This is a genomic window from Azospirillum oryzae (assembly GCF_008364795.1).
Classification (GTDB): domain Bacteria; phylum Pseudomonadota; class Alphaproteobacteria; order Azospirillales; family Azospirillaceae; genus Azospirillum; species Azospirillum oryzae.
Window position 1 is genome coordinate 310,554 of the sequence record NZ_VTTM01000005.1, and the last position, 26,230, is coordinate 336,783.

The following is a 26,230-nucleotide window of genomic DNA, read 5'->3' on the forward strand; positions in this document are numbered from 1 at the left end:
CTCTGGCGGCGCCACGATTCTGGTCAATCGAGTTTTCCGCGGCGATCGTTGAGTTGAATGCAACGATCCGTCATTGTGTCTTCAGCCATTGGCGAAAGACCTCGAGTTCCCGCTTGCGCTCCCGGCCGATGGGAAAGACGAAGTAATAGGTAAAGTCCGCCATGTCGAGTTCGAAGCCGAAGGGTTGGCACAGCCGGCCCTGCGCCAGATCCTCCTCGACCAATGCCTTTTGCGCGATGGCGACGCCGTGCCCTTCCATGGCTGCTTGGTAGGACATGGCGGAACTCTCGTACTTGATGCCGGTGTAGGCGCTGACGCCCTCGACCCCGGCCGCGTCCAGCCATTTCGCCCAATCGTCAGGTCGGGCCAGGGAGTGCAGCAGCAGGACGTTGCCAAGCTCGGCCGGCTGTCTCAGTGCGCGTTTCTCCACCAGGCGCGGGCTGCACACGGGCACCAGAAGGTTCCGGAACAGGCGATCCGCCTGCAACCCCTGCCAACTGCCGGAGCCGAGCCGCACGGCGGCGTCGACGTCCTCGCGCTCGAAGTCCACGGCGTCGAGCGATGCCGACAGTCGGACGTCAATGTCCGGGTACAGGCCATGAAAGCTGGCCAACCGCGGGATCAGCCAACGCATGGCGAAGGTGGTGTAGGCGCGCAACTTCAGCGTCCGCCGCCCCTTGTCCTCCACCAGATGGGTGGTCGCGTTACGTAGCCCGGCAAGGTGGCGGCTCACCTCCGCGAAATAGCGCTCGCCCACTGGCGTCAGGGCGACAGCGCGGTGGCCGCGGGAGAACAGTTCGATGCCGAGAAAATCTTCCAGCACCTTCACCTGCCGGCTGACCGCACCGGCCGTTACGAACAATTCGGCAGCGGCCTTGCGGATGCTCATAAGCCGTGCGGCGGCTTCGAAGGCGCGTACGGCATTCAGGGGAGGGAGGCGATCCATGCAACGACACTAGTAGACCGTTGACTTGAAGTCAACGATTGACATCGAAATAATCGGTTGAGCGTATTGATCGTGAGCGATACCTGTCATGTGTCTGGACAGCGACGTTGGTCTCACGTCCGAAAAAAAACACTGAAAGGAGCCGGAATCGGCTCGCAGGGGGAAAGATGGCAGGTGTGCAAGGCAATCATGCTGCGCCAAACCCAGCATCGTACACGATGAATGACACAGGCCAAGTGGCCTTGATTGCATCGAGAAGTAAGATATCCGGGAAATATTACTTCCCTGTCCTGCCCGAGAGCATTCCCGTTTCACGGGATTGCGAGGTGGTCACGCTATCGCCGGAAGCGTCGCTCTACAGCTTCACCGTCGTTCATCCCAGCCCCAAGACCGGGCAGCCGCCGTTCACGCTGGCTTATGCGGATTTCCCCGAACAGGTCCGGGTGCTGGGGCGGCTCAAGCTGCCGGAGGGCGCGTGCCCAATGATCGGTGCCCGTCTGCGCGTCGAACTCGACGCCACGGCCGGCGGCGAGCAGACCTACGTCTTCGTTCCTGTGCAGTGAGGCCGCGATGACCCGTGACATCTATATTTCCGGCGCGGCCATGACCAAGTTCGGCCGCCACGACGCTGTCCCGATGCCGAGCTTGGCGCAGGAGGCGATCCTCGGCGCGCTGGCGGACGCCGGGCTGGGTCTCGACGATCCGCAGGCCTTCTACTGCGCCAACGTCTATGGCGGTATGATCCTCGGTCAGACATTGGTGCGCGACCTCGGCCTGTCCGGCATGCCAATGTACAACGTCGAGAACGCCTGCGCCAGCGGCGCCACCGGCATTCATCTCGCCCGCCACGCGCTGCTGGCCGGCATCTACGACACCGTCGTGGTGTTCGGCGTCGAAAAGCTGACCCAGCTTGGTGGTGGCTCCATCCCACTCCAGCGCAACGACTACAAGACCGACCTCTACGCGGCGCAGGGCATGACGCTGCCGGCGATCTACGCCATGCGCGCCACCCGCTACCTGCACGAGACCGGCCATGCGCCAGAGGTGCTGGGCCAAGTGGCGGTGAAGAACCGCCGACACGGCGCCCTCAACCCGCTCTCGCAGGCCCGCAACGAGGTCTCGCTGGAAGAGGTGATGAACTCGCGCAAAGTGTACGACCCGCTGACCCTACTGCAATGCTGCCCGTCCACCGTGGATGGCGCCGCCGCGGTGGTGCTCACCACCAAGCGTCCCTCCGCTGGGAGTTCCGCCACAAGGCGTCCCGACGTGCGCGTCCGCGCCTCCGTGGTGCAGTCGGGCAAACGGGAAGAGGGGCTGGAGGACATCCTCGACGCCGAAATCACCGCCCGCGCCGCCCATCTCGCCTTCGAACAGGCCGGGCTTGGGCCGGACGACCTCGGCGTCATCGAGCTGCATGACGCCTTCACCATCGCCGAGTTGCTCTATTACGAGGCTTTCGGTCTGTGCGGGCGCGGCGAAGGGCCCCGGCTGCTCGCCGACGGCGTCACCGCTCTGGGCGGCCGGGTGCCGGTCAACCCGAGCGGCGGACTGATCGCCAAGGGACACCCGCTGGGCGCCACTGGCGTGGCGCAGATGGTCGAGGTGGTCTGGCAGCTCCAGGGCCGCGCCGAAGGGCGCCAGATCGAAGGCGCCAAGGTCGGCCTGACGCAGTGCACGGGCGGCGGCATCGCCGGCGTCGATCACGCCGCGTCCGCGGTGCACATCCTCACCGTCTGACGAATCCTATCCGGGAGAAGACATCATGCAGAACGAGGTGGCCGTCGTCACCGGCGGCGCCCGCGGCATCGGCTACGGCATCGCCGGCATACTGGTGCGGGCCGGTTACGCCGTCGTGCTGTTCGACATCGATCCGCAGGCTCTCGGCGAAGCCGTGGAGAGCCTGTCCGGTGACGGGGCTGTGGTGCGCGGCTACCGCGTCGACGTGACCCGCCGCGAAAGCGTCGACGAGGCGGTCGGCGCCGTGTTGACCGAGTTCGGCCGCATCGACGTGCTGGTCAACAACGCCGGCATGGCGCGCGACAAGCGCTTCGTGAAGATGCAGGAGGAGGACTGGGACGGCGTCATCGCTGTGAACCTCAAGTCGCAGTACCTGTGCTGCCGCGCCGTGGTGCCCGGCATGGTCGAGCGCCGCTACGGGCGCATCGTCAACATCTCGTCCCGCGCGTGGCTGGGCGGCTTCGGGCAGGCCAATTACTCGGCGGCCAAGGGCGGCGTGGTCAGTCTGACGCGCAGCCTGGCCATCGAGCTGGCCAAGGACGGGGTCACCGTGAACGCCATTGCGCCGGGTATCGTCGACACGCCGCTGTTCCAGACCTACACGCCCGAGGTTCGCGAGAAGCTGGGCAAGACGGTGCCGGTGGGCCGAGTCGGCACGCCGGAAGATGTGGCGCAGGCGGTGCTGTTCTTCGCCGCCCGCAGCTCGTCCTACGTCACCGGCCAGACGCTCTACGTCTGCGGCGGCCGGTCCCTGTCCAGCCCCAGCGTCTGAGCGCCGCCATGAGCACCGTGCACATCGCAATCACCGAGCACGTCGCCGAGATCACGCTGAACCGGCCGGACGCGCTGAACGCGCTGCGCATCGAGGACCTCGAAGCGCTCCAGTCCTGCCTGATCGAGGCGCGCGACAATCCGGATGTCCGCGTCGTGCTGTTGACCGGTACCGGCAACCGCGCCTTCTGCGTCGGCGCGGATCTCAAGGCGACGCTGCCGCCGCCGGCGAGCTTCGCCGAAGCTTATCTGCTTTCCACCGACGTCTCGGCGCACAACGGGCTGTATCCCCGCCTGATGGACCTGTCGCGGCTCAAGCTGTGGAAGCCCATCATCGCGGCGGTGAACGGCCATTGCCTGGGCGGTGGGCTGGAGATCGCCCTGCAGTGCGACCTGCGCGTCGCCTCCGGCACGGCGAGCTTCGGCCTGCCCGAGGTGGTGGTCGGCAGCATCCCGGCGGTGGGCGGCATCCAGCATCTGCTGCGCGGCATTCCCAGCGCCATCGCCATGCGGATGCTGATGACCGGCGAGCGCATCGGCGCCGAGGAGGCGCAGCGCATCGGCCTTGTCAGCGACATCCACGCGCCCGACGATCTGATGACGAATGCCCGCGCGCTGGCCAACCGCATCGCGCGCAACGCGCCGCTGGCCGTGCAGATGGTGAAGAAACTGGCCGTGGACAGCGCCAACCTGCCGATGCGCGAGGCCGTGTCGCTGAGCGAAATCGGCTGGGGCGTCCTGCGGGACACCGAGGACCGGATCGAGGGCCGGAAGGCCTTCGCCGAGAAGCGCAGTCCGGTCTACCGCGGCCGGTGAGCAACGGCGGCGCCGGATGCCGCCGCGCCGGTGCCGCGTCAAAAAATAAGGCTCCGAGGGAGGGCGCCATCATGGGCCGCATTCTGGCCGTATCGAGGCAAGTGGAGCGGATCGCGACATGGGGCGGATGCATCAGCCTCATGTTGCTCATGCTCATCGTCACCGCCGATGTCGGCTTCAGGTATTTCCTGAACCAGCCGTTCTCCTGGTCGCACGACGTCATCACCCTTTACATCACGCCGGCGCTGTTTTTCCTGACGTTGTCGGATGCGCACCGGGTCGGCGCGCAGGTCAATGTCGACGTGCTGCAGCGCGCCCTGCCGGTGCCGGTTCGCCGGATCACCGACGCGCTGTGCAATCTGGCCGCCATCGTGGTGTTCGCGCTGATCGCCTATGGCGGGGCGCGGCGGGCGCTGGATGCCTGGGAGAACGGCGACGCGATTGCCGGCCATATCGCCTGGCTCACCTGGCCGTCGGCCGCCCTGGTCCCGATCGGTGCCGGCATGCTGGTCCTGCGCCTCGCCTCGTCGCTCGTCGCCAACCTTGTCGGTTCCGACGAAGCCTATGCGCGCTCCCATGAGGATCTGCACGCCGAAGGAGCCTTCGAATGACCGTCGCCATGATCATGCTCGCGCTGTTCGCTCTGCTGGCCTTCGGCGCCCCGGTCGGCTTCGCCATGCTGATTTCGGGAACCGTTGGCCTGCTGCAGATCGGCAGCCTGGAGGGGGTGCTCGGCATCCTCGAAACCACGCCGCTGACCGTCGCCGGCGCCTACGAGTTCATCACCATCCCGCTGTTCCTGCTGATGGCGGAGTTCATCCTGCTGAGCGGCATGGCCGACGACCTGTTCCGCGCCACAGCCGCCTGGGTCGGCAGGGTGCGCGGCGGGCTGGGCATGGCGACCGCGCTGGCCGGCGCCGGCTTCGGCGCGGTGTGCGGCACCAGCACCGCCTCGGCGGCGACGCTGTCGGCCACCAGCCTGCCGGCGATGATCAAGCAGGGATACGAGCCGAGCCTGGCGGCCGGCGTGGTGTCGATCTCCGGCACGCTGGCGATGCTGATCCCGCCCAGCGTGGCGATGGTGGTGTACGGCCTGCTGGCCAACGTCAACATCGGCCAGCTCCTGATCGCCGGCCTGCTGCCGGGCATCCTGGTGACGCTGACCATCATGGTGACCGTCTATGTCCTGGCCTGGCACCGCCCCGAGGACGCGCCGTCCGCCGAGCCGGTGACATGGCGCGAGAAGATCGCGCTGCTGCGCGTCGTCGGCCCGATGCTGATGCTGTTCGGCGCGGTGACCGGCATCATCTACACCGGCATCGCCACCCCGACCGAGGCGGCGGCGGTGGGGGCGTTCGGCGCCTTCCTGCTGCTGTGGCGCAGCGGCCGGATGACCGGCGCCAATGTCCGCCGCGCCCTGCTGCGGGCGGCCCATGGCAGCTCGATGGTCATGGTGATCCTGCTGGGCGCCAGCGTGTTCGGCTATTTCTTCGCGCTGACGCAGGTCACCCAGGATCTGGTCGCCTGGGTCGCCACGCTGGATGTGTCGCGCTGGGTCATCCTGGGCATGGTGCTGCTGGGCTACATCGTGCTGGGATCCTTCATGGACCAGATCGCGATCCTGGTGCTCACCGTGCCGGTGGTGGTGCCGCTGATGCAGTCGCTGGGCTTCGACCTCGTGTGGTTCGGCGTCGTCAAGATCGTCACGGCGGAAATCGGCATGATCACCCCGCCCATCGGCCTGAACTGCTACGTCGTCGCCCGCTATTCCGGCCGGCCGGTCAGCGAGGTGTTCCGGGGAACGCTGCCGCACTTCCTGGCGCACATCGTCGCCATCCTGATCCTGGTGGCCTTCCCGCAGATCGCGCTGTGGCTGCCCGGCCAGATGCGCTGATCCGCTCGCATCGGCCGCTCATTTCTGCCTTTCCCGCCGCCGTTCAAGAAAACTCCAAGGGAGGACCCGTCATGAAACGCATCGTTCTGTCGTCCGTCGCCGCCGTCGCGCTCGCCGGCTGGACCTTCGGCGCCCAGGCGCAGAGCAAGGTCACGCTGCGCGTGGCCGACTCGCTGCCGGCTGGGCACATCATCTCCGAGACCTCGACCAAGCCGTGGATCGAGCTGGTGAAGACGCTCTCGAAGGACCGCATCGAGATCCAGTATTACCCGGCCGAGCAGGTCGGCAAGGCCAAGGACCTTCTGCAGCTCACCCAGGCCGGCATGATCGATGTGGGCTATGTCGGGCCGTCCTATGTTTCCGAGAAGATGCCGCTGTCGGCGGTGGCCGAACTGCCGGGGTCCTTCTCCAGCACCTGCCAGGTGATGTCGGCCTATTGGGACCTCGCCAGCCGCGAGGGCGGATATCTCTACGAGCATGAATTCAAGCCGAACAAGATCCGGCCGCTCTTCATCGCGGCGCTGCCGCCCTATCAGGTCGTCCTCGGCGGCTCTGCGACGGTGAACAGCATGGCCGACCTCGCCGGCAAGAAGCTGCGCGCCAGCGGCGGCGCCCAGGATCTGACGCTGCGCAAGCTCGACATGGTGTCGGTGCGCATGGCACCGCCGGAGATCTACGAGGCGATGTCGCGCGGCACCATCGACGGCACGCTGCTCTCCTTCGTCAGTGTCGAATCCTACAAGCTCACCGACATCACCAAGAGCGCAACAACCGGCCAGAATTTCGGCACCGTGGTCGTCACCTATTCGATCGGCGACCAGAAGTGGCGCGGCCTGCCGAAGGACGTCCAGGATATCCTGAAGACCGCGGGCGACCAGATCACCCGCCACGCCTGCCAGAACTTCGACACGCAGGAGAAGGCGGCCACCGAGCGGCTGAAGGAGAAGGGCGTGAAGTTCATCACCTTCACCAAGGCCGAGCAGGACAAGATCGACGCCGCAACGGGCGAGGTCGCCCTCGACTGGGCGAAGTCTCTGGACCAGCGCGGCAAGCCGGGCTCCGAAACGCTGAAGGCGTTCCGCGCGGCGCTGGCGAAAGACGGACAGACCAAGAGCAACTGACCGGCCGAGCCGGCACCATGCGGGACAGTTGGAGACGCATCATGGCAGCGCCTTTGCAGGGCATCCGCATCGTCGACATGACGACGGTGATGATGGGACCCTACGCGACGCAGATCCTGGGAGATTTCGGGGCCGACATCGTCAAGGTCGAATCCCCGGCCGGCGATAGCATGCGGGCGGTCGGGCCGTCCCGCAATCCGGGCATGGGGGCCTTGTACCTCCATGCCAACCGGAACAAGCGCAGCGCGGTCATCGACCTGAAGGCCCCCGAGGGCCGATCGATCCTGCTGAAACTGCTTGAAGACGCCGACGTGTTCGTCTTCAACGCCCGGCCGCAGGCCATGAAGCGGCTGGGCCTCGGCTACGAGGAGGTTGCGGCGGTGAATCCCGGCATCATCTATGCCGGGGCGCACGGATTCGGATCGGACGGCCCCTATGCCGGGCGCCCGGCCTATGACGACCTGATCCAGGGGCTGGGTGCCGTCCCTTCGCTTGCCATGCAGGCCGCCGGAGGCGGACACCCGCAATATGCGCCGGTGGTGCTGGCCGACCGCGTCGTCGGCCTCAACCTGGCGAACGTCATCCTGGCGGCGCTGATGCACCGCACCCGCACCGGCGAGGGGCAGTGCGTCGAGGTGCCGATGTTCGAAAGCATCGTCCAGTTCGTGCTGGGCGACCATATGGGCGGCCGCAGCTTCGATCCGCCACTGGGCGGCATGGGGTACGGCCGGCTGCTGGCGCAGCACCGGCGGCCTTACGAGACCCGCGACGGCCACGTCTGCGTGGTCGTCTACACCGACCGCCACTGGCGGGCATTCTTCGGGCTGATCGGCAAGGCCGATGCCTTCGATCGCGACCCGCGGCTGCGCGACATTTCCGCCCGCACCCGCCACATTGCGGAACTCTACAGCATGGTGGCGGATGAGCTGAAGACCCGCAGCACGGCCGACTGGCTGGATGCCCTGGCCCGGGCGGACATCCCGGCGATGCCGCTGCACACGCCGGAAAGCCTGCTGGAGGATCCGCACCTGAAGGCGGTGGATTTCTTCCAGACAGTCGAGCACCCGACGGAGGGGCGCCTGCTGGAGATGCGCATGCCGTCCCGCTGGTCCACAGCCCGGCGCGACCACAACACGCCGGCGCCGCGGCTGGGTGAGCACACCGACGAGATCCTGCGTTCGGCCGGCTTTTCCGAGGCCGAGATCGATAGATGGCTGCGCGACGGCACCATCGCCGCTCCTACCGACAGCGTGTCGGCGGAGGGATCGGCGGACGCCGCATGAGCCTCGACCTCAGCAACAATGCGTTCCTCACGATGATCGGGCTGTCGCTGGTGCGGTGGCAGCCGGGCGAGGCGGAATTCATGCTGGAGGTCGAGCCGCGTCACATGAACCGGCAGGGCAGCCTGCAGGGCGGTGTGGTGGCAACACTGCTGGACGCCGCCTGCGGCTATTCCGGCCTCTACACCGAGGTGCATGGCGGCGAGCGTCACGGCGTCACGCTGTCGCTCACCATCAACTATGTGGCGCGGGTCTGCCAGGGCCGCATCCATGCCGTCGGGCGGACGACAGGCGGCGGCCGGAGCATCTATTTCGCCAGCGGCGAGATTCGCGACGGACAGGGCGCCATCGTGGCGACCGCGCAGGGCAGCTTCAAACGCCGGATCGGCAAGGGAGGCGGGTAGTGGCTCCGCAATCGGCCTGGATGCAGATCCGTGACGGCATTGGCGACGGCTTTCCCCTGGCCGTCTCCTACTTCATCCTGGCCTGGAGCCTGGGGCATTATGGGGTCACCACCCTGGGCTTCACGCCGGGCTACGTGTCGCTGCAATCGGTGCTCATGTTCTCCGCCCAGGCGCAGCTGGCCGCGCTGAAGACGCTGAGCGGTGGCGGCAGCATGGTGCTGGCCATCCTCCTGGCGCTGTTCATCAACGCCCGCTTCATGCTGATGGCAGCGTCGCTCGCCCCGCATTTCCGCGGCCGTCCGCTGATGGTGCTCGCAGTGCTGAGCCACGTGGTCGGAAACGGGCCGTTCGCCACTGCGGTACGGCGCTTCTCCGTGACCGGCGGGCAGCCGCTGTTCTTCGGAGTTACCGGCTTCGTGGGCTATGCCGGTTACTGTCTTGGTGCCGGCGCCGGGGCGTTCCTCGGCACGGCGCTGCCGGCCGGGATCGAGAAGGCGGCCAGCTTCGCGCTCCCGGCCTTCCTGATCACGATGGTCGTCACCGGAATCCGGGTCGGCGGGCGCTCAATGGCCGGGCTTGCTGCAACGACGGCTGCCGTGACCATGGCAGTCGCCGTTGCAGCCGGTGCCGACATCGCCCTTCTTCTCGGCCCGATGATTGCTGCAACCTGGATTGTCTGGAGGGGTCGTGGACGCTCTTGATCCCTTGATGCTTGCCCTGGGGTTTATGGCATTGGGCACCTTTCTGCTGCGGGCCGTACCGCTCGCGCTGGTCTCGCGACTGACCCTCGCCCCGTCCGTGGATTTCTGGCTGCGCTGCGCGGCGGAGGCTGTGCTGAGCGCCTTTATCACATTGCTGCTCTTCTGGGACGACAATGCGCGCATGCCGGTACTTCATCTCGATCATTCTCTGGCCGGCGTGGCGGTGGTCCTGGTCCATCTGTGGCGCGGGAGCGTCCTGTTGTCCGTCCTGACCGGTACTCTAGCCTACGGGCTGGTCGCTGCGGCGCTGCCTGCGTGACGGCGCCGCGCCGCCGGACCGAAGCGGCGCTGCCGCCCTCCGGGATGGGGTAACGCCATAAAAGGAGCGTTGACTTTGATAGGCGAGACCGGTGGCAAACCTGGAGAGCATGCAGAGTGTGGGGTACTCAAACAGCTTTTCTGGTGACCGGGGCCGAGGAGGCGTTGGTGGCCATAGCTGGGTACCACACCGTGGAGGTGTCGCGTAGGGTGCCATCGAGAGTCCGGGTGCGGATTTGCACCAGCCGATGGGCACCGAGCTTCGTCCATTGCACCGGTGCCACCAGCATCACGCAAAGTGCGGGAGAACCAAACTACATTCGGCCTTTACATCCACCTCGTGGCCACTGTCTTGGTAACGTGGTGAATGTCAACAGGCCCTAATGCAGTGCCCGGCCCGTTCCCGCCAGGAGGACGAGGGGGCCATCGGCCGTCGCCGCACGGTCACACCATGTCCGCCACCGCGTCGGCAATGGCAAGACACGCGGTCAGCCCTGGCGACTCGATGCCGAACAGATTGACCAAACCCGGAACTCCGTGACGCTCCGGTCCCTGAAGCAGGAAATCGGCCTGGGGTTGACCCCGGCCGCTCAACTTTGGCCGCACCCCGGAATAGGCCGGTACCAAGGCACCGTCGGGCAGAGCGGGCCAATAGGCACGCACCGAGTTGTAGAAGGCATCAGCCCGCTTTGCGTCCACGATGTAGTCGATAGCTGCGTCCGGATGGTCAAGCCATTGGACATCGGGACCGAAACGCGCCTGACCGGCAAGGTCCAACGTCAGATGGACACCCAGGCCACCATCCTCCGGTACCGGATAGATGAGATGGGAAAAGGGGGAACGGCCCTGTCCCAGCGCGTAGTAGTTGCCCTTGGCCAGCACGCGTGGCGGCACCTGCGCGGTTGGAAACCCTTCCAATCCGCACGCGACGGCCCAGGCGCCGAGACCGGCGGCGTTGACCAGCACACCGCACGCCAGCCGCATCGGCTCGGCCCCGCCAACCTCCAGTATGAAACCGTCCGTCTCGCAGTGTGCCCGCTCCAGCGGGCTGGACAAGGCCAGCATGGCGCCGGCGCCCTCCGCGTCGCCCTGAAGGGCCAGCATCAGCCCGTGACTGTCGATGATTCCCGTCGATGGGGAGAGCAGCGCACCGACACAGCGCAGGTTCGGCTCCAGCGCCCGCGCTTGCGCCGCGTCGAGCGGACGCAGATCCTCAACGCCGTTGGCGGCGGCTTGGCGTCCGATTGCGTCCAGCTTGGCCAACTGATCGTCCCCAGTGGCGACGATCAACTTGCCGAGGCGGCGGTGCGCCACCCCATGGTCCCGGCAATAGGCATAGAGCGCCTCCCGCCCCGCCACGCACAGCCGCGCGCGGTCGCTGCCGCTGGGGTAGTAGATGCCGGCGTGAATGACCTCGGAATTCCGGGAACTGATGCCGGTACCGATCGCTCCGGCCGCCTCGACGATCACCACCTCCCGGCCCGCGCGTGCCAAGCGCCGCGCGACCGCCAGCCCCACCACCCCGGCGCCCACCACCACACACTCCACCCGTTCCATATCCAAAGCCTCTCCCTGACCGATTGTTCCGATGCGCGCCGACTGAGCGGCTTACACAGCCCGGATGCCCCGCACGAATTCCGTCACTGACCGACGCAATGCGTCGGCCTGCACGCCCAAATCCTCCGTGCCACGCAGAACCTCGACTGCCGACCGTTCGGCCTCGTGGGAGATCCGCTTCACGCTGGCGGTGCTGCCGGATATCTCCTGGGTGCCGTGGGCGGCCTGCTGCACGTTGCGCGATATCTCGCCGGTGGCTGCCGTCTGCTCTTCGACCGCGACCGCGATGGCGGCGGCGATGCGGCTGACCTCCGTCACGGTCGCGGCGATGCCCTGGATCGCCTCGACCGCACCGCGTGTCTCCTTCTGAATCGCCTGGATCTGGAGGGCGATGTCCTCGGTCGCCGTGGCGGTCTGGGATGCGAGACTCTTGACTTCGCTGGCCACGACGGCGAATCCCTTGCCGGCATCGCCGGCGCGGGCGGCTTCGATGGTGGCGTTGAGCGCCAGCAGGTTGGTCTGGCTGGCGATGCTCTGAATGAGCTCGACCACGCCGCCGATCCGCTCGGCGGTGGAGGCCAGCCCTTCCACACGCTGATTGGTGCGTTGCGCGGTCTCGGCGGCGGCGCGGCTGATGCGCGACGATTCGGCCACCTGTCCGGCGATCTCATTGATCGAGCTCGACAGTTGCTCCGAGGCAATGGCGACGGTGTGCATGTTGCTGGACGCCTGTCCGATGGCGATCGCCACCGCCGCGGTTTCCCGCATCGTGCTTTCGGCGCTTTCGGTCAAGCTGTTGGCGCGGCCGTGCAGGGCGCGGGCCGCCAGATCGATCGTATCCACCACCCCGCCAACCGTACTGTCGAACCGGTCGGCCAGATCCTGCATGATCGCGCGCCTCTCGGCCTCCGCCTTTTGCGTCAGGCGCGCCTGATCGGCGTTCAGCCGTTCCATCGCGATCGCGTTGTCGCGGAAGACTTCCACCGCGTCGGCCACATCCTTCAGTTCGTCGGAGCGGTCGCGACCAGGAATCGTCACTGCGGTGTCACCCCCGGCCAGACGGCGCATGACCGTCACGATCCGCAACAGCGGCAGCGCGATGCCTCGGCCGATCAGGAAGGACAGGCCCCCTCCCAGCGCCAACGCGGCCAGCACCCCGCCACCAAGCAGCCAGTTGGCCCGGCCATGCTCGTTACCGATCCGCGTCAGTTCCGCATCGCGAACATCGCGCGCCGCCGCGAGAGCGGACGCGGCGCCCTCCTCGAAGCGCCGGGCCAACTCGGCCTGCGCGATTCCAGCCTCCACGAGTGTCGCCAGACTTTCCTTGTAGACGGAGATGCGGCCACGCAGATCCTGCACCGAGGCGCGCGCGCCGGCGTCGCTCGCCCAGAACAGCAGGCTGTCCGCTGCCCGCATCATGGTGTCCGCGCCAGCTTCCAGCGCGGTTACCACCGTTTGATCCGCGCCCCCGACCAGCGCGGCCTCCGCCGTCTCGGCACGGGCCGCTTCGGCGATGGCGGTGAGAGCGGCGGCCTTCAGTTCGAAGGCGCGACCAAGACCGGACGCAGCCTCGTCGAACCGGCCAACAATCGCGGTCCGCTCGTTGATGCCGCCCATGATCAGAGCATCGACGGCGCTCTTGATCGGCACCCACAACGGCGCCAGAGACCCGCGAAGTCCCGCCGGGTCGGCGAAGGCATTCCGATAGGCCGCCAGCGCATCCGCCAGCACAGCCGTATCGGTCAAGCGGCCGGCAAGGCTTTTGGCGACCTGCTCGATCCGCGTCAACGCTTGCCCCACCGAATCGCGTCCGGCGGCGTCGCCGGCCACCTGCGCGGTTTCGGCGACCTTCAGCTCCAGCACGAAGCGTCCGAGGAAATCGAGAAGCTGAAGATCCCCGTCGACCTTCTTCTGCTGCTCGCGCGCCTCCTCCATCACGGCCTGCGCGGCCTTCATGCGCTGGTCCTGCTGCGGCACCATCGCCACCGCCGTCGTCTGCAACAGAGCGACCGTGGCGCGCCGTTCGCCGGCCAGACGCTGCTTGGCGAGCTCCCGCTCGGCATAACGGCGCAGGTTGCCGTCAAAGTCGTCGACGGACGTCCGCATGCGAGCCACCATGTCCGCGTCCACGCCCGGCACGGCCGCCAGATCGGCGATCATTTCCTGGACCCGGCGTACCGCGAGCGCAGCGGAGGGATCGTCGGAACGCGCGCCTCCGTAGAGGAAGCGGTTGCTGGCGAGCACCATCTCGTCGATGCCGGCCGTGACCGCCTGAGCTCGCAAGGCGGTGTCGACGCGCTGGCCGAACCGGCCGAGCGTGTGCCAGCCGATCGCGGCGATCACCACCACCAGCGCCAGAATCAGGAAAAATCCCCCGAAGATCCGGGTCCGTATCGTCATTCCATCCTCCCTGTCCAGGGCACTTGGGCGGCCCCTGTCGTTCTTGCCTCGTCATGCCGACGGAGCCGAAAGCGCGGCTTCCGCCCTTGGAAAAAAGGGCCGGGCACCACAGGGGCGCCCGGCCCAGGCTGCGCATCCGACCATGGATGCACGGGAGCTTCGGACGCGCTTTCGGGCGGTGATCAATCCCGCGGCGAAACGGCGGATGGCGCGGCGACGATGTTGCGCGGCACCCCACCGGCAAACCCTTCGATGTTCTCGATCAATTGGTCGGCGAGCGCCTGCATGGATTGCCGTCCGGCCCAGGCTACGTGCGGCGTGAGAATGACGTTCGGCAGACCAGCCAGCGCCATCAGCGGATGATCGGCCGGCGGCGGTTCGGAAGAGCAGACGTCGATACCGGCTCCAGCAACGATTCCGGCCCGCAACGCCCGAGCCAGCGCCGCCTCGTCGATCAGGCCACCGCGGGCGGTGTTCACGATGATCGGCCGCCGCGCCATCAGGCCGAATTCGCGATCCGACAGCAGGTTCCGCGTCGCGGGCGTCAGCGGGCAATGCAGCGTGACGACGTCGCTGACGGCCAGCAGCCTGTCGAACGGCGTGTAGAGCGGTCCCATCCCGGTGCTTCCCTTGTGGGCCGCGAACAGGACGCGCATGCCGAAGGCGCGGCCGATGGCCGCCACCGATTGCCCGATCGCCCCCTCGCCAACGATGCCGAGCGTCTGGCCGTGCAGGTCGGCGATGGGATGGGTGAAGAAGCAGAACTGACCCGATTCCTGCCATTTGCCGGCGCGGACATCCTCGCGATAGCCGACGATCCCGCGCCGCAGGGCGAGGATCAGCGCAAAGCTGTGCTCCGGGACCGTGTGCACGGCGTAGTCGCGGATGTTCGAGACCGTGATGCCACGTTCCATGCAGGCGTCGGTATCGATGATGTCGGTGCCGGTCGCCGCAACCGCGATCAGGCGCAGATCCGGCAGTTGCATCAGCGCGTCGCGGCAGAGCGGGACCTTGTTGACGATGGCGATGGTGGCGCCGCGCAGCCGTTCCACCACCTGATCGGCGCCGGTCCGGTCGAACGCCGTCCAGCGATGCGCGAAGGCCGGCCGTCGGAGATCGATGTCCGGTGCCAGGGTGGCGCGGTCGAGAAAGACGATGCTGTGCAAGGGATTTCCCCCGGAATTGGGATCACGGCGTTGGGATGGCGGGTCGGGATCAGGCAGGAAGACGGGACCGCAGCAGGTCCGCGCCCTTTTCGGCGATCATGATGGTGGTGGCGTTGGTGTTGGTCGACGTGATGGTCGGCATGATCGAGGCGTCGATGACGCGCAGCCTCTCCACGCCATGCACGCGTAGCGACGGGTCGACGACGGCCCCGGCGTCGGTTCCCATCCGGCAGGTCCCGACCGCGTGGTAGACGGTCGATCCGTTGCGGCGCGCGTAGTCCAGCAGTTCGTCGTCGGACTCCACCGCCGGACCGGGGACCATCTCCGCCTCGCGGTAGCCGGCCAGTGCCTGGGCCCGGCAGAGCCGCCGCCCGAAGCGCAGACCGGCCACGGTGGCACGCTGGTCCGCCGGGTCGCTGAGGTAGCGCGGCCGGATCGCCGGTGCCTCGCGCGGGTCGCGGGACCGGATGGCGACGCTGCCCCGGCTGCGCGGGCGCATTTGCCAGCAGCCGCAGGTCATTCCGGGGAAATCGTCCAGTTCGCCCAGACGGCCGTGCTTGAAGCTGCCGGGTGCGATGACGAACTGAACGTCGGGCGAAGCCGACTCCTCCAGCACCTTGACGAAGGCACCAACCAGAGCCGCGCTGTAGGTCAGGACACCGTCCCCGGTCAGGGCATAGCGGACGATCTCGCGAATCAGCGACAGCCCGCGCGCCCGCTCGTTGAGCGTCTCGGTCCCCGCCATCCTGTAGGTCAGCCGGACGACGTAGTGGTCCTGCAAATTCCCGCCGACGCCGGACGACGCGTGCAGCAGCGGAACGTCGAGCGGCCCCAGCAGGTCCGGCGCTCCGATGCCGGACAGTTGCAGAAGCTGCGGCGAGCCGACCACGCCAGCCGACAGGATCACCTCGCGCCGGGCCGTCGCCACCTGCGCTGCGCCGCCGCGCTCATACTCGATGCCGGTCGCCCGCCGTCCGTCGAAGGTGACGCGCCGCACATGGGCGTTGGTCAGGATGGCCAGATTCGGTCGCTTCATCGCCGGGGCCAGATAGCCGCGCGCCGCGCTGGCCCGGAACCGCCCGCGCCTCGTCTGCTGGTAGTAGCCGATGCCGTCGTGCGGCACCGCGTTGATGTCGCTGCGATAGCTCAGTCCGACCTCCTCGCCGGCGGCGACGATGGCCTCGCACAGCAGCGGCCGCTCGGTCAATTCCGACACCGACAGCGGCCCGTTCCGGCCGCGCCACGCGCTGGTCGCACCCTGCCAGCTTTCCGACCGCTTGAAGTAAGGCAGCACGTCCTCGAACGACCAGCCGCGATTGCCGAGCTGCGCCCAGTGGTCGTAATCCTGCGGCTGTCCCCGGACATAGAGCAGCCCGTTGATCGAGCTGGAACCGCCCAACCCCTTGCCGCGCGGGAACAGGATGGCGCGGTCGCCGGTTTCCGGGTCGGGGTCGGTGCGGTAGCGCCAACTGATGGTCGGATGGTCGAGCAGCCGCAGAAAGCCCGCCGGAATGTGGATGAAGGGATGGATGTCGCGCCCGCCGGCCTCCACCAGCAGGACGGAAACCGTCGGATCCTCGGTCAACCGGGCGGCCAGCACGCAGCCGGCCGACCCGGCCCCGACGACGATGTAGTCGAACTCCATGGCCGCCTCACCCGGCAACGGCGGCGGACAGGCCGGCGACGACACCGAGGTCCTGAAGGTCGCGCCGCTCCGCGTCCGAGAATCCGAACTCGCTGAGGATCGTGTCGGTGTGCTCGCCCAGGCGCGGCGCCGCCCGGCGGTATTGCGCCGGGGTGCCGCCAAAATCGATGGGCAGGGCCAGCATCTCCACCGTGCCGGCGGTTGGATGCTCAAGCTCGACCAGGGTCCGGTTGTGGGCCACCTGCGGATCGTCGCGCAACGTCCGGTGCAGGTCCTGGATCGGCGCGGCCGGAACATTCGCCCTCGCCAGGATGTCCAGCCACTCCGCGGTGGGGCGCGCGGCGAAGATCCGGTCAAGTTCCGCGTCGAGCGCGTCGCGGTTGGCGCAGCGGTCGATGTTGGTGCGGAAGCGCGGGTCGGCGGCGAGATCGGGACGCTCGACGCCCTCGCACAGGGCAGTCCAGAATTTCTCCGTGAAGCAGGCCAGGAAGAAGAAGGAACCATCGGCGCCCCGGTAGTTCCGGTAGGGCACGAAGGTCGGGTGGCCGCTGCCCAGCCGGGGCGGCGCCGCCCCGCTGCGCAACGTTTCACCATCGCGGGGGATGCAGCTGAAGATCGCACCGTTCAGCAGCGACAGCTCCAGCTTCTGCCCCTGCCCCGTCCGTTCCCGGTGCAGCAGCGCCGCCGAGACCGCGAAGGCCAGCAGGGCGGCGGCACCGAAATCGGGATAGGGGCTGCCGATGCGCACCGGGGCGCCGTCCGCCTCGCCGGTCATCGCCATCAGGCCGCTGAGCGCCTGGATCACCGGGTCGTTGGCCGGAAGATGGGCGTAGGGACCCGTCTGCCCGAAGGCCGACACGCTGGCGTAGACGACGGATGGGTTGACCTTGCGCACGGCCTCGTAGCCGATGCCCAGGCGATCCACGGTGCCCGGACGGAAGTTCTCGGTGATCACATCGGCGGAGGCCGCCATGCGCAGGAAGACCGCGCGCCCTTCCGGCCGCTTCAAGTCGAGCCGGATGCTGCGCTTGTTGCGGTTCTGCGACAGGAAGATGCTGCTCTCGCCGTTGACGTAGACGGCCCCGATGCCGCGCGACAGCTCTCCCTGGTTCAGCTCCTCCACCTTCACGACGTCGGCGCCAAGGTCGCCCAGCATCATGGTGCCGACGGGGCCCGCCGTCATCACGGTAAGGTCGAGGATACGGTAGCCGGACAACGGCTGGGGGGACGTGCTCATGGCTTCTCTTTCCGCAACGGTCAATAGGTCAGGGTGCGCATGGCGGCGGCGTCGCCGTCGCGCGTCCAGACGAAGCAACCGAGATAATGGGCGTCGTCGGTTTCCGGATGGTCGACCCGGTAATGGCCGCTGCGTGTCTCCGCCCGCTGCCGGCAGGCGCGAAGCACCAGTTCGCTGGATTGTACGAGGTTGCGCAGGCTGAGGCCCGGCAGCAGGGTGTCCGGTGTCAACCCCAGCGCGCCGTCCAGTTCGGCCTGCGCCTCACGCACCGTCGCCAGCGCCACGTCCAGCCCTTCGGCGGATTTCTCCACCAGGCAATGACGCTGCATGGCGCGCCGGACCGAAGCTTCGATGCCAACAAGGTCGGGCATGCCGGAAGGCCGCGTCGCCAGCGCCTGCGCGAGGCCATCCAGCGATTCGGTCAAGGTCGCGGCGGGACCGACCGTCGTCGCGGCGGCGCGACGGGCCGCCGCCGCGCCGGCCCGGTGGCCGAACACCTGCCCTTCGGCCAGGGAGTTGCCGCCCGGCCGGTCGGGGCCGCGCACGCCGCCCGCCAGTTCGCCGACCACATAGAGACCGGGAATCGTGCTCTCCGCGTCCGCGTTCGTCATCCGCACGCCGCCGTTCATGCATTGAAAGGCGATGCCGACCTCGAAACGGTCGTTCTGGACATCCAGTCCGCGCTGGCGCATCCAGCGGGCCGTGTTGGGAATGACCGCCGCGATGCGGTCGGGTGCGACATGCGCGAAGGAGAAATAGACCCCGCCATGCGGTGTCCCGCGCCCGGCGTCCACCTCCCGCGCGATGGCGATGTCGAGATGACGCGAGACGTTGGTGGTCGTGAAGGGGAACACCTTCTCATCCTGAACCTCCTCGACGGTCACGCCATCGGGCAGATAGGAGGGGAGGAACTCGACGCCCTCGGCGTTGGTGATGCGGGGATGCAGGACGAAGCAGGACTTGCTGAAAAGCTGCACATAGGGATGGATCAGAGCCGGCCCGAACTGGTGGAACTCCAGATTGACCAGTTCCGCCCCGTGGCGGAAGCAGATCGCCTGCCCGTCGCCGGTCATCTCGGCGGTCGAGACTTGCCGTTCGAAAGCGCCATGCATGCCGCCGGTGCCCAGCACGACCGCCGGAGCCTCGTAGTGGATCAGGACGCGGCGCGACGGGTCGTAGGCCAGCACGCCGGCGACGGCACCGTCCGCTCCCCGCACCAGATCGACCAGCATGACCGGCGCGTCCACGACGACGCCCAGCTCGGTCAGACGTTCGGCGATGGCCTGGACGAAGGCGTGTCCGGTCTTGCCGGAAACCCCCATCGCCCGCGCGTAGCTGCCGAAGTCGCTGCGGATCAGCTTGTAGGCATCGGCCCCCGCGCGGTCGAACCGGACGCCCAACTCCATCAGATCGCGGATGCGACCGGGCGCGTCCTCCGCCAGCACGCGCACCAATTCCGGGTCGATGAAGCCGCGTCCCGCCCGCATCGTGTCGTCGTAATGGACCGTGGGGTTGTCGCGCCCGTCCCCGAAGCCGGCGGCCCCCATGCTCATGATCTCGCTGGCGCCATGGACGGTGCTGCCGCCGCTCTTCAGCGGCGCCTTTGCGACGAGGCGGACGTCGGCCCCGGCCTGTCGGGCCGACAACGCGGCGCGCGACGCGGCACCGCCGCCGCCGACGACGACGACGTCGGTTTTCACACGCTCGACCCCGATGGGCAGAGTGGCCATTGTGAGTCTCCAATCAGTCTGCTTGAACCGCGCGCGCTCGGCGCGGCGTCGGCCAGGGATCAGGCGAGGATGTCCCGCGCGATGATGTTCCGCTGGATTTCGTTGGTTCCGCCGAAGATTTGGAACAGCTTCGATTCGCGGAAATGGCGCTGCATGGCGAACTCGCTGCAATAGCCGTTGGCGCCCATGATCTGGACACCGTCCACGGCGACCTGCATGTAGCTGTCGGACGCGAAGCATTTCGCCTGCGACGCCTCGGCGGAGCAGGGTTTGCCGTCGGCCAGCAGACGGGCGGCGCGGTAGACCAGCAACCGGCTGGCGTCGATCCTGGTCTGCATGTCGACCAGCTTGTGCGACACCGCCTGGAACGCGGTGATTGGACGGCCGAACTGATTGCGCTCCATCGCGTAGGACCGCGCCAGATCGAAGGCCGCCTGCGCGGCGCCCACGCACATGGCGCCCAGCGCCACGCGTTCCTTCGCCAGGACCGTCATCACCCGCTTCCATCCCGCGCCCTCGTCGCCGACCAATTGAGTGGCCGGCACGCGGACGTCCACCAGATTGACCTCGCAGGTGCGGATGGCATGACCGCCCAGCATGTCGATGGGCACGATCGCGATGCCCGGCGTCTTGGCCGGAATCAGCAGCAGGCTGATGCCGTCGTGCGGGGTGGCCCCACGGCCGGTGCGGCAGGCGGTGAGAATGTAATCGGCCTGAAGCGCGCCGGTGATCCACATCTTCGTGCCGTTGACGATGAAGTCGTCGCCCTCCCGCCGCGCCGTGGTGGTCAGGTTGGCCGCGTCGGAACCCGATCCATTCTCGCTGAGTGCGAAGGCGAAGAAAGTCTTCCCCTCGGCCAACGCGGGCAGCACCGCCTGCTTGATGGCCGGACTGGCGAAGCGGGCCAGCGCGCCACCGACCATGTTGACGTTCATGTTCCAGTACCGGGCCAGCGCGACGCTGTGGTAGCCGATGATCTCCAGCATGGCCACCATGTCGAGCACGCCGCCGACGCCGCCATGCTCCTCCGGCAGGTTCACGGCGAACCAGCCCTGTTCGGCCACCGCCCGGACGAGCTCCGCGGGAAACCGCTTCTCCTCGTCGCAGGCGCGGATGTAATCGGGATCGGCGTGCTTTTCGAGGAACTTGTGGACGTTCTCGCGAAATTCGAAATGCACGTCGCTGAGGTACGGCGCGAGATCGTCGCGCCGCGCCAGGAAAAGGCCGCTGCTCATATCGGTCTCCAGCGCCGGGTCGGCCGCGCCGCCCCGGTGTCAGTTGTGTGTCCAGGCGGGGGAGCGCTTCTCCAGGAAGGCGTTCCACCCTTCTTCCGCGTCGCGCGTCCGATAACGGGCGACGTAATCGCGCTCCTCGGCGTCCAGATAATCCCGCAGACCGGCGGCCAGGTCGTGATCGACAAGGCGCTTGACCGCCTGCACCGCGCCCGCCGGCCTCTCGGCCAGGGTCGCCGCCAGCGCCAGCGCGGCGTCGAGCGCGCCGCCCGGTGGCGTCACTTGGTCAACCACCTCCGCCATCACGGATGCGTCCGCGGTGACGATCATGCCGGTTCCGGCCAGTCGCTTGGCGCGCGCCGGACCGGCGAGACGCCGCAGAAGATAAAGGCCGCCGGTGCCCGGAAAAGTGCCGCGAGCGACCTCCGGCAATCCGAGGCGGGCGTCGGACGCCACCACCCGGAGGTCACAGGCCAACGCCAGTTCGAACCCACCGCCCAGACACGCCCCTTCCACCGCCGCGACGACCGGCTTGGCACAGGCGACGAGGCGCAGCGTCATCCGGTGACCGTTGCGGCAATGGTCGCGCGCGACGTCCGGATCGCGGCGCACACCGAATTCCTTCAGATCGGCACCGGCGCAGAAGCAGTCGCCCCCAGTCAGCACCGCCGCCCGCACGTCGTCGGCCTCATCGACAGCCGCCACGGCGTCGGTGATCGCGCGGCGCAACGGCTGAGTCAGCAGGTTCAAGGGCGGCGCGGCAAGGCGGATCACAGCGACGCCGCCGCGGCGTTCGACGACGACACCACCGGCAGGCTCCCCGGTCATGGTGCCGCGAACTCTGGAAGCGCGCGCAGGAACGCGGTGCGGGCGTTGGCGCCAGCCATCATGAAGGCTAGGTCCGACCCGCTGAGAATGAAGCGAGCGCCGCGTTCGATGTAGTGGGCCATCAGGTCATGGTGGTAGATACCGCCGACACCGGGAAACTTGCCGTGCCGGCGACAGGCCGCGACCACCGCATCGACCGCCGTGCGGATATGGTCATGGCCGAACTGCCCCGGAACGCCGTATTCCGCCGCGAGGTCGTTGCCCCCGACCAGCAGGACATCGATCCCTTCCACCGCGGCGATGGCGTCGGCGTTCTCCACCCCTTCCGGCGTTTCGATCATGGCCACCACCAGGGTGGCGGCGTTCATCGCACCGATCAGGTCGGCCACCGCCATCGGATGGAAGCCGGTCTGCGGCAGCGCTCCGGGAACGGAACGCTTGCCCATCGGCGGGAACCGGCAATTGTCGACAATCCGCTGCGCCTCCTGCGCGGTGTTGACGTGCGGCGCGACGATGCCCATCGCTCCGGTGTCGAGCAGGCGGCTGGCATGGAAATGCTCGTGACCGGGAACCCGGACCAACGGCGTGATGCCGACGTCGAGCGCCGCCATTGCGATCTGTGCCGCCGTGTCCAGGCTCATGGAGTTGTGCTCCATGTCGATGAACAGCCAGTCAAATCCACAGCTGTGGGCGATGCGGGCGATATCGACCGTCCGCGCCTGGCGCAGACCCATCCCAAGGGACAGGTCGCCGGCGATCAGTTTCTGCTTGGCATGGTTGGTGGCAACCGGCGGTTGGGCCAGCATCTGGGAATATCCTTGTCGGTGATTGGGAGCCAGCCGGGGAAAACCATCGTCACTCCTCCGGCTGGGCGGACAGCGTGTCCAGCATGCGTTGTTTGCCCATCAGGATGTGCCGTTCGAAGGCGCGCTCGGTCTTGCCCGGATCGTGGGCGGTGATGCCATCCAGGATTTTCGCGTGGTCCTGGATCGACACTTCGAGCTGGGCGGAGTTGCCGAGATTGCGTCGGCGGAACAGGTGCAGTTCGTTCGACAGCATCTCGTACAGCGAGGCCAGCCGCTCGTTGCCGGAACAGGCCATAAGCAGGCTGTGGAAAGTCTGGTTGAGGGCGTAGTAGCGGGAAACATCCCGCGCTTCCCAAGCGGCGATCATCGTCGCGTGCAGGCTGGTCAGGTCAGCGATCTGCGCGTCGGTCGCTCGCGCCGCGATCAGCCGCCCGGCGGTGCGGGCCAGACCGGCACGGACGTCGAACAGGTCGAGCGCCTCCTTCAGGCTGACGCGGCGCACGAACACGCCGCGGTTGGGCAGGATGGTGACGAGACCGGACCGTTCGAGCGTCCGCACCGCCTCGCGCAGCGCGGTGCGGCTGACCTGGAACTGCTGGGCGAGCGCATACTCGTTCAGCTTGCCGCCCGCCGGAATTTCCCCATTGATGATCATCCGTTCCACGCGCTGTCCGATCGCCTCGACGAGCGGCTCCGTCGGCGCTCGTTCCAGCGGGGCGGCATTGTCTGCAATCACGGTGCGAGGCATGACGAAAATTCCATATCCGTTGAACAGGCAGCGTGTTTTTTATCTGCAATCGCCGCTGAACAACAGCATCCTTTGCGTGTAAGATCAGGCCAGTTCCATGTTGATGAATTTCGCATCGAGATAGTCGCGTATGCCCAACGCGCCGCCCTCGCGTCCGAAACCGCTCTGCTTCACGCCGCCGAATGGGGTCTCGGCGTTGGACGCGACGAAGGTGTTGATCCCGACCACGCCGACCCGCAGCGCCGCCGCCGTCTCGTGCGCACGCGCCAGCGATCCCGTGAAGACGTAGCCTGACAGACCATATTCCAGCCCGTTTGCACGCCGGACGACGTCGTCGAACGACGAAAAGCGTGAGATCGTGGCGATCGGGCCGAAAGGCTCATCCCTCATGACCGCGGCGTCCTCCGGCACATCGACGAAGACGGTCGGCTCGTAGAAATAGCCGCGCTTCAGATGCGCCGGGCGAGCAGCGCCTGCGGCGGCCTTGACGCCGGAATCGCGCGCCTCCTCCACCATCCGCTCGACGGCGTCGCGCCGGCGCCGGGTGGCGAGGGGTCCCATGTCGACACCGGTCTCCAGCCCATGCCCCAACCGCATCGACCGCGCCCGTTCGGCGAAGAGTTCAGCGAATCGATCGGCTTTGCTTTCGTGCACGTAAAAGCGGGTGGGCGAGGCGCAGACCTGCCCGGCATTGCGGAATTTGGCGAGAACCGATTTCCGGGCGACCGCCTCGATGTCGACGTCGTCGTGAACAATGACGGGAGCGTGACCACCCAATTCCATGGTCACCCGCTTGACCGTGTCGGCCGATTGCCGCATCAGCAGCTTGCCGACAGGGACCGAGCCGGTGAAAGTGATCTTGCGCACCGACGGGTCGGCCAGCAGAGCGGGCGTGATGTCGGTGGGCTGCCCGGTCAGGATGTTGACGACACCAGCCGGGACGCCAGCCTCCACACAGCAGCGGCCGACCGCCAGCACGGCGCCGGGTGCCTCTTCCGCAGGCCGGCAGATGATCGAGCAGCCCGCCGCCAGTGCTGGAGCGATCTTGCGGGACATCAGCAGCACCGGAAAGTTCCAGGCTGTGAAGGCGGCAACCACCCCGACCGGCTCGAACACCACATGCTGCCGGCTGCCGAGTCCGCGCGGTTCGATCACCTGCCCATAGATCCGCCGTGCCTCGTCGGCGAACCAGTCGAACAGGTCGATGGTCATCTGCACTTCGCCGTGCGCCTGGTCGAGCGGCTTGCCAATCTCCTCGGTGATGAGGCGGGCGATTTCCTCACGGCGCTCCCCAATCAGCGCACCAATCCGGCGAATGACCGCCGACCGCTCCCACGGACCGGTGCGGCGCCAAATCTCGAACCCGGCATTGGCCGCGACGATGGCCGCAGCCGCATCCTCGGCGCCGGCCTGGGCCGCACTGCCGATGGGCTCCTCCGTCGCCGGATCGACGATGTCGTAGTTTGCCCGTGACGACGCCGGCCGCCATTCGCCGCCGATCAGCATGTCATGCCGACGATTCATTGTCATTCGCCTCATTTATCTCTGATTTGCCATACGATTCCATGATGATTGCGCACTGTCAACGTCGAATTGTCGGCAAAATAAATTGACATGCCGCCTGATTGTTGGCTTTTGTGATCAATGTGGAGCCGACGGCACTACCCCGCCCCCGGCGTTTCCGCGAAGCGGTCACGGCGTACCAAACCGCACCGCACCAAATCGCGAACACAACAAAACCGAGGAGGAAGCGAATGCGTTATGCCTTCACCACCACCGTCCTGTCGGCGCTCGGCGCCATTATGATCGTGGGCGCCGCCCACGCCGCCGACCCCATCCGGATCGGCATGATCGCCCCGATCACCGGCGGCGCCGCCGAATCCGGGCGCAACCAGATCAACGGCGCCCAGATGGCGGCGGATGAGGTCAACGCGGCCGGCGGCGTGCTGGGGCGCAAGATCGAACTGGTCATCGAAGACGACCAGACCACCAATCCGGGTGCCGTGCTTGCCTTCAGCAAACTGACCAGCGACGCGAACAACGTCGCGTTCATCGCGCCCGTCCGCAGCACCCAGGTCCACGCCATCGCGCCCGACGTCCTGCGCAACGGCAAGCCGGTGCTGTTCGGCGGCACCGACCCCCGTCTGACGCAACTGAACAATCCGTGGTTCTTCCGCTTCCGGCCCAACGACGCGATTTCGACCAAGGCGATGGCCGAGTTCGGCATCAAGGATCTCGGCAAGAAGAAGTGGGCGATCATCCACACCACCGACGCCTTCGGTGCCAGCAACGTCAAACTGCTGACCGAAGCGCTGAAGGAGCAGGGGATCACCCCGACGCTGGTGCAAGGCTTCACCAGCAACTCCCAGGACTTCACGCCGATCGTGCTGGCGGTGAAGCAATCGGGCGCCGACATCGTCGCCAGCTTCACCGTGCAGGACACCGACCAGGGTGTTCTGGCCAAGCAGTTCCGGCAGTTCGGTGTCGATGCCGCGTGGATCGGTTCCCCGACCATCGTCGCCACCACCACGCTGAAGCTGGCTGGTCCGGCGCTTTACGGCACCTACGCGCTGGCCGACTACAACCCCGATTCCAGCCCCGAGGCGACGACGTTCTCCGAAAACTACCGCAAGCGTTTCAATGTGCAGGCGGATTTCTTCTCGGCCTGGACCTACGACGCGGTGAAGGTCGCCGCCGTGGCGATCAAGAACGCCGGAAGCACCGAACCGAAGGCGCTCCGGGAGGCCCTGTTGGCAATCAAGGACGTCCCGGGTGCCGAAGGTCCTTATTCCTTCAACGCCAACGGCGACGGCCTGCACGGCTACAACGTGGTCCGCAACCAGGACGGCGCGATCGTCTTCGTCAAGCGGGTGGAAACGGTCCGCTGAGGCAC

General features: G+C 67.3%; 24 protein-coding genes and 1 pseudogene. 12 read left to right on the forward strand and 13 right to left on the reverse strand.

Features of this window, described 5'->3' with window-relative positions:
• Nucleotides 1-70: 70 nt before the first annotated feature.
• Entirely contained in the window at nt 71-946 is an 876-nt protein-coding gene (gcvA, locus tag FZ938_RS16765) for a transcriptional regulator GcvA (protein ID WP_149199600.1), read from the reverse strand.
• Between the two features lie 326 nt (nt 947-1,272).
• On the opposite strand from gcvA, the gene FZ938_RS30600 reads away from it, so the two are divergent.
• From FZ938_RS30600 to FZ938_RS16820, 11 genes are all read left to right on the forward strand, one after another.
• Nucleotides 1,273-1,509: a Zn-ribbon domain-containing OB-fold protein gene (locus FZ938_RS30600; RefSeq protein ID WP_174757492.1), complete on the forward strand. Its 237-nt coding sequence runs from the start codon at nt 1,273-1,275 to the stop codon at nt 1,507-1,509.
• A gap of 7 nt (nt 1,510-1,516) precedes the next feature.
• On the forward strand, nt 1,517-2,683 hold the full coding sequence (locus FZ938_RS16775) for a thiolase family protein (protein WP_149199602.1): 1,167 nt from the start codon (nt 1,517-1,519) through the stop codon (nt 2,681-2,683).
• A 25-nt stretch (nt 2,684-2,708) separates the two neighbouring features.
• On the forward strand, nt 2,709-3,455 hold the full coding sequence (locus FZ938_RS16780; protein WP_149199603.1) for an SDR family oxidoreductase: 747 nt from the start codon (nt 2,709-2,711) through the stop codon (nt 3,453-3,455).
• Nucleotides 3,456-3,463: 8 nt separating this feature from the next.
• Nucleotides 3,464-4,270, forward strand: coding sequence for an enoyl-CoA hydratase/isomerase family protein (locus FZ938_RS16785; RefSeq protein ID WP_149199604.1), 807 nt, complete (start codon nt 3,464-3,466; stop codon nt 4,268-4,270).
• A 71-nt stretch (nt 4,271-4,341) separates the two neighbouring features.
• Nucleotides 4,342-4,881, forward strand: coding sequence for a TRAP transporter small permease (locus FZ938_RS16790; protein WP_149199605.1), 540 nt, complete (start codon nt 4,342-4,344; stop codon nt 4,879-4,881).
• Nucleotides 4,878-6,164 carry a TRAP transporter large permease gene (locus FZ938_RS16795; protein WP_149199606.1) on the forward strand — a complete coding sequence of 429 codons (1,287 nt, stop codon included), beginning with the start codon at nt 4,878-4,880 and terminating at the stop codon, nt 6,162-6,164. The genes FZ938_RS16790 and FZ938_RS16795 overlap by 4 nt, the downstream gene beginning before the upstream one ends.
• 71 nt (nt 6,165-6,235) lie before the next feature.
• On the forward strand, nt 6,236-7,285 hold the full coding sequence (locus tag FZ938_RS16800; protein ID WP_149199607.1) for a TRAP transporter substrate-binding protein: 1,050 nt from the start codon (nt 6,236-6,238) through the stop codon (nt 7,283-7,285).
• A gap of 41 nt (nt 7,286-7,326) precedes the next feature.
• Nucleotides 7,327-8,568: a CaiB/BaiF CoA transferase family protein gene (locus tag FZ938_RS16805; protein WP_149199608.1), complete on the forward strand. Its 1,242-nt coding sequence runs from the start codon at nt 7,327-7,329 to the stop codon at nt 8,566-8,568.
• Complete coding sequence (locus FZ938_RS16810) at nt 8,565-8,969, forward strand: PaaI family thioesterase (protein WP_174757494.1); 405 nt, start codon at nt 8,565-8,567, stop codon at nt 8,967-8,969. The genes FZ938_RS16805 and FZ938_RS16810 overlap by 4 nt, the downstream gene beginning before the upstream one ends.
• The gene (locus tag FZ938_RS16815) at nt 8,969-9,670 is read left to right on the forward strand and encodes an AzlC family ABC transporter permease (protein WP_149199610.1); all 702 of its coding nucleotides are present in this window, start codon (nt 8,969-8,971) and stop codon (nt 9,668-9,670) included. Before FZ938_RS16810 ends, FZ938_RS16815 begins: the two co-directional genes overlap by 1 nt.
• The gene (locus FZ938_RS16820; RefSeq protein WP_149199611.1) at nt 9,657-9,989 is read left to right on the forward strand and encodes an AzlD domain-containing protein; all 333 of its coding nucleotides are present in this window, start codon (nt 9,657-9,659) and stop codon (nt 9,987-9,989) included. The genes FZ938_RS16815 and FZ938_RS16820 overlap by 14 nt, the downstream gene beginning before the upstream one ends.
• 127 nt (nt 9,990-10,116) lie before the next feature.
• Here FZ938_RS16820 and FZ938_RS31055 read toward each other — a convergent pair.
• The 12 genes and pseudogenes from FZ938_RS31055 to FZ938_RS16875 all read right to left on the reverse strand — a co-directional run.
• A pseudogene (locus FZ938_RS31055) lies at nt 10,117-10,263 on the reverse strand (ISKra4 family transposase); the annotation flags it as partial.
• Between the two features lie 169 nt (nt 10,264-10,432).
• Nucleotides 10,433-11,545, reverse strand: coding sequence for an NAD(P)/FAD-dependent oxidoreductase (locus FZ938_RS16825; protein ID WP_149199612.1), 1,113 nt, complete (start codon nt 11,543-11,545; stop codon nt 10,433-10,435).
• 51 nt (nt 11,546-11,596) lie between these two features.
• Entirely contained in the window at nt 11,597-13,945 is a 2,349-nt protein-coding gene (locus FZ938_RS16830; RefSeq protein WP_149199613.1) for a methyl-accepting chemotaxis protein, read from the reverse strand.
• A gap of 182 nt (nt 13,946-14,127) precedes the next feature.
• Nucleotides 14,128-15,111 (reverse strand): D-2-hydroxyacid dehydrogenase, encoded by a 984-nt coding sequence (locus tag FZ938_RS16835; RefSeq protein ID WP_149199614.1) that lies wholly within the window; start codon nt 15,109-15,111, stop codon nt 14,128-14,130.
• Between the two features lie 49 nt (nt 15,112-15,160).
• Nucleotides 15,161-16,756 (reverse strand): GMC family oxidoreductase, encoded by a 1,596-nt coding sequence (locus FZ938_RS16840; protein WP_149199615.1) that lies wholly within the window; start codon nt 16,754-16,756, stop codon nt 15,161-15,163.
• Nucleotides 16,757-16,763: 7 nt separating this feature from the next.
• Nucleotides 16,764-17,993 carry a CaiB/BaiF CoA transferase family protein gene (locus FZ938_RS16845; RefSeq protein WP_149199616.1) on the reverse strand — a complete coding sequence of 410 codons (1,230 nt, stop codon included), beginning with the start codon at nt 17,991-17,993 and terminating at the stop codon, nt 16,764-16,766.
• Between the two features lie 20 nt (nt 17,994-18,013).
• Nucleotides 18,014-19,723, reverse strand: coding sequence for an FAD-binding protein (locus FZ938_RS16850; RefSeq protein ID WP_149199617.1), 1,710 nt, complete (start codon nt 19,721-19,723; stop codon nt 18,014-18,016).
• A 59-nt stretch (nt 19,724-19,782) separates the two neighbouring features.
• Nucleotides 19,783-20,958, reverse strand: coding sequence for an acyl-CoA dehydrogenase family protein (locus FZ938_RS16855; RefSeq protein WP_149199618.1), 1,176 nt, complete (start codon nt 20,956-20,958; stop codon nt 19,783-19,785).
• Between the two features lie 39 nt (nt 20,959-20,997).
• Nucleotides 20,998-21,783, reverse strand: coding sequence for an enoyl-CoA hydratase/isomerase family protein (locus tag FZ938_RS16860; RefSeq protein ID WP_149199619.1), 786 nt, complete (start codon nt 21,781-21,783; stop codon nt 20,998-21,000).
• A complete protein-coding gene (locus FZ938_RS16865; RefSeq protein ID WP_149199620.1) occupies nt 21,780-22,589 on the reverse strand; it encodes an HpcH/HpaI aldolase family protein in 810 nt (269 codons plus the stop codon). Before FZ938_RS16865 ends, FZ938_RS16860 begins: the two co-directional genes overlap by 4 nt.
• A 49-nt stretch (nt 22,590-22,638) precedes the next feature.
• Complete coding sequence (locus tag FZ938_RS16870; RefSeq protein ID WP_149199621.1) at nt 22,639-23,337, reverse strand: GntR family transcriptional regulator; 699 nt, start codon at nt 23,335-23,337, stop codon at nt 22,639-22,641.
• Between the two features lie 84 nt (nt 23,338-23,421).
• A complete protein-coding gene (locus FZ938_RS16875; RefSeq protein WP_149199622.1) occupies nt 23,422-24,861 on the reverse strand; it encodes an NAD-dependent succinate-semialdehyde dehydrogenase in 1,440 nt (479 codons plus the stop codon).
• A 230-nt stretch (nt 24,862-25,091) separates the two neighbouring features.
• Here FZ938_RS16875 and FZ938_RS16880 point away from each other — a divergent pair, with 230 nt between their 5' ends.
• The gene (locus tag FZ938_RS16880; protein WP_149199623.1) at nt 25,092-26,225 is read left to right on the forward strand and encodes an ABC transporter substrate-binding protein; all 1,134 of its coding nucleotides are present in this window, start codon (nt 25,092-25,094) and stop codon (nt 26,223-26,225) included.
• The last annotated feature ends 5 nt before the right edge of the window (nt 26,226-26,230 follow it).

Excerpts from the sequence above, each read along its gene's own strand:
- FZ938_RS16800 (WP_149199607.1), top strand. The coding sequence starts at position 6,236 with ATGAAACGCATCGTTCTGTCGTCCGTCGCCGCCGTCGCGCTCGCCGGC.
- FZ938_RS16865 (WP_149199620.1), bottom strand. The coding sequence starts at position 22,589 with ATGCTGGCCCAACCGCCGGTTGCCACCAACCATGCCAAGCAGAAACTG.
- FZ938_RS16790 (WP_149199605.1), top strand. The coding sequence starts at position 4,342 with ATGGGCCGCATTCTGGCCGTATCGAGGCAAGTGGAGCGGATCGCGACA.
- FZ938_RS16870 (WP_149199621.1), bottom strand. The coding sequence starts at position 23,337 with ATGCCTCGCACCGTGATTGCAGACAATGCCGCCCCGCTGGAACGAGCG.
- FZ938_RS16810 (WP_174757494.1), top strand. The coding sequence starts at position 8,565 with ATGAGCCTCGACCTCAGCAACAATGCGTTCCTCACGATGATCGGGCTG.
- FZ938_RS16805 (WP_149199608.1), top strand. The coding sequence starts at position 7,327 with ATGGCAGCGCCTTTGCAGGGCATCCGCATCGTCGACATGACGACGGTG.
- FZ938_RS16875 (WP_149199622.1), bottom strand. The coding sequence starts at position 24,861 with ATGAATCGTCGGCATGACATGCTGATCGGCGGCGAATGGCGGCCGGCG.
- FZ938_RS16855 (WP_149199618.1), bottom strand. The coding sequence starts at position 20,958 with ATGAGCAGCGGCCTTTTCCTGGCGCGGCGCGACGATCTCGCGCCGTAC.
- FZ938_RS16880 (WP_149199623.1), top strand. The coding sequence starts at position 25,092 with ATGCGTTATGCCTTCACCACCACCGTCCTGTCGGCGCTCGGCGCCATT.
- FZ938_RS16825 (WP_149199612.1), bottom strand. The coding sequence starts at position 11,545 with ATGGAACGGGTGGAGTGTGTGGTGGTGGGCGCCGGGGTGGTGGGGCTG.
- FZ938_RS16845 (WP_149199616.1), bottom strand. The coding sequence starts at position 17,993 with ATGAGCACGTCCCCCCAGCCGTTGTCCGGCTACCGTATCCTCGACCTT.
- FZ938_RS16850 (WP_149199617.1), bottom strand. The coding sequence starts at position 19,723 with ATGGCCACTCTGCCCATCGGGGTCGAGCGTGTGAAAACCGACGTCGTC.
- FZ938_RS16785 (WP_149199604.1), top strand. The coding sequence starts at position 3,464 with ATGAGCACCGTGCACATCGCAATCACCGAGCACGTCGCCGAGATCACG.
- FZ938_RS16775 (WP_149199602.1), top strand. The coding sequence starts at position 1,517 with ATGACCCGTGACATCTATATTTCCGGCGCGGCCATGACCAAGTTCGGC.
- FZ938_RS16830 (WP_149199613.1), bottom strand. The coding sequence starts at position 13,945 with ATGACGATACGGACCCGGATCTTCGGGGGATTTTTCCTGATTCTGGCG.
- FZ938_RS16860 (WP_149199619.1), bottom strand. The coding sequence starts at position 21,783 with ATGACCGGGGAGCCTGCCGGTGGTGTCGTCGTCGAACGCCGCGGCGGC.
- FZ938_RS16795 (WP_149199606.1), top strand. The coding sequence starts at position 4,878 with ATGACCGTCGCCATGATCATGCTCGCGCTGTTCGCTCTGCTGGCCTTC.
- gcvA (WP_149199600.1), bottom strand. The coding sequence starts at position 946 with ATGGATCGCCTCCCTCCCCTGAATGCCGTACGCGCCTTCGAAGCCGCC.
- FZ938_RS16780 (WP_149199603.1), top strand. The coding sequence starts at position 2,709 with ATGCAGAACGAGGTGGCCGTCGTCACCGGCGGCGCCCGCGGCATCGGC.
- FZ938_RS16840 (WP_149199615.1), bottom strand. The coding sequence starts at position 16,756 with ATGGAGTTCGACTACATCGTCGTCGGGGCCGGGTCGGCCGGCTGCGTG.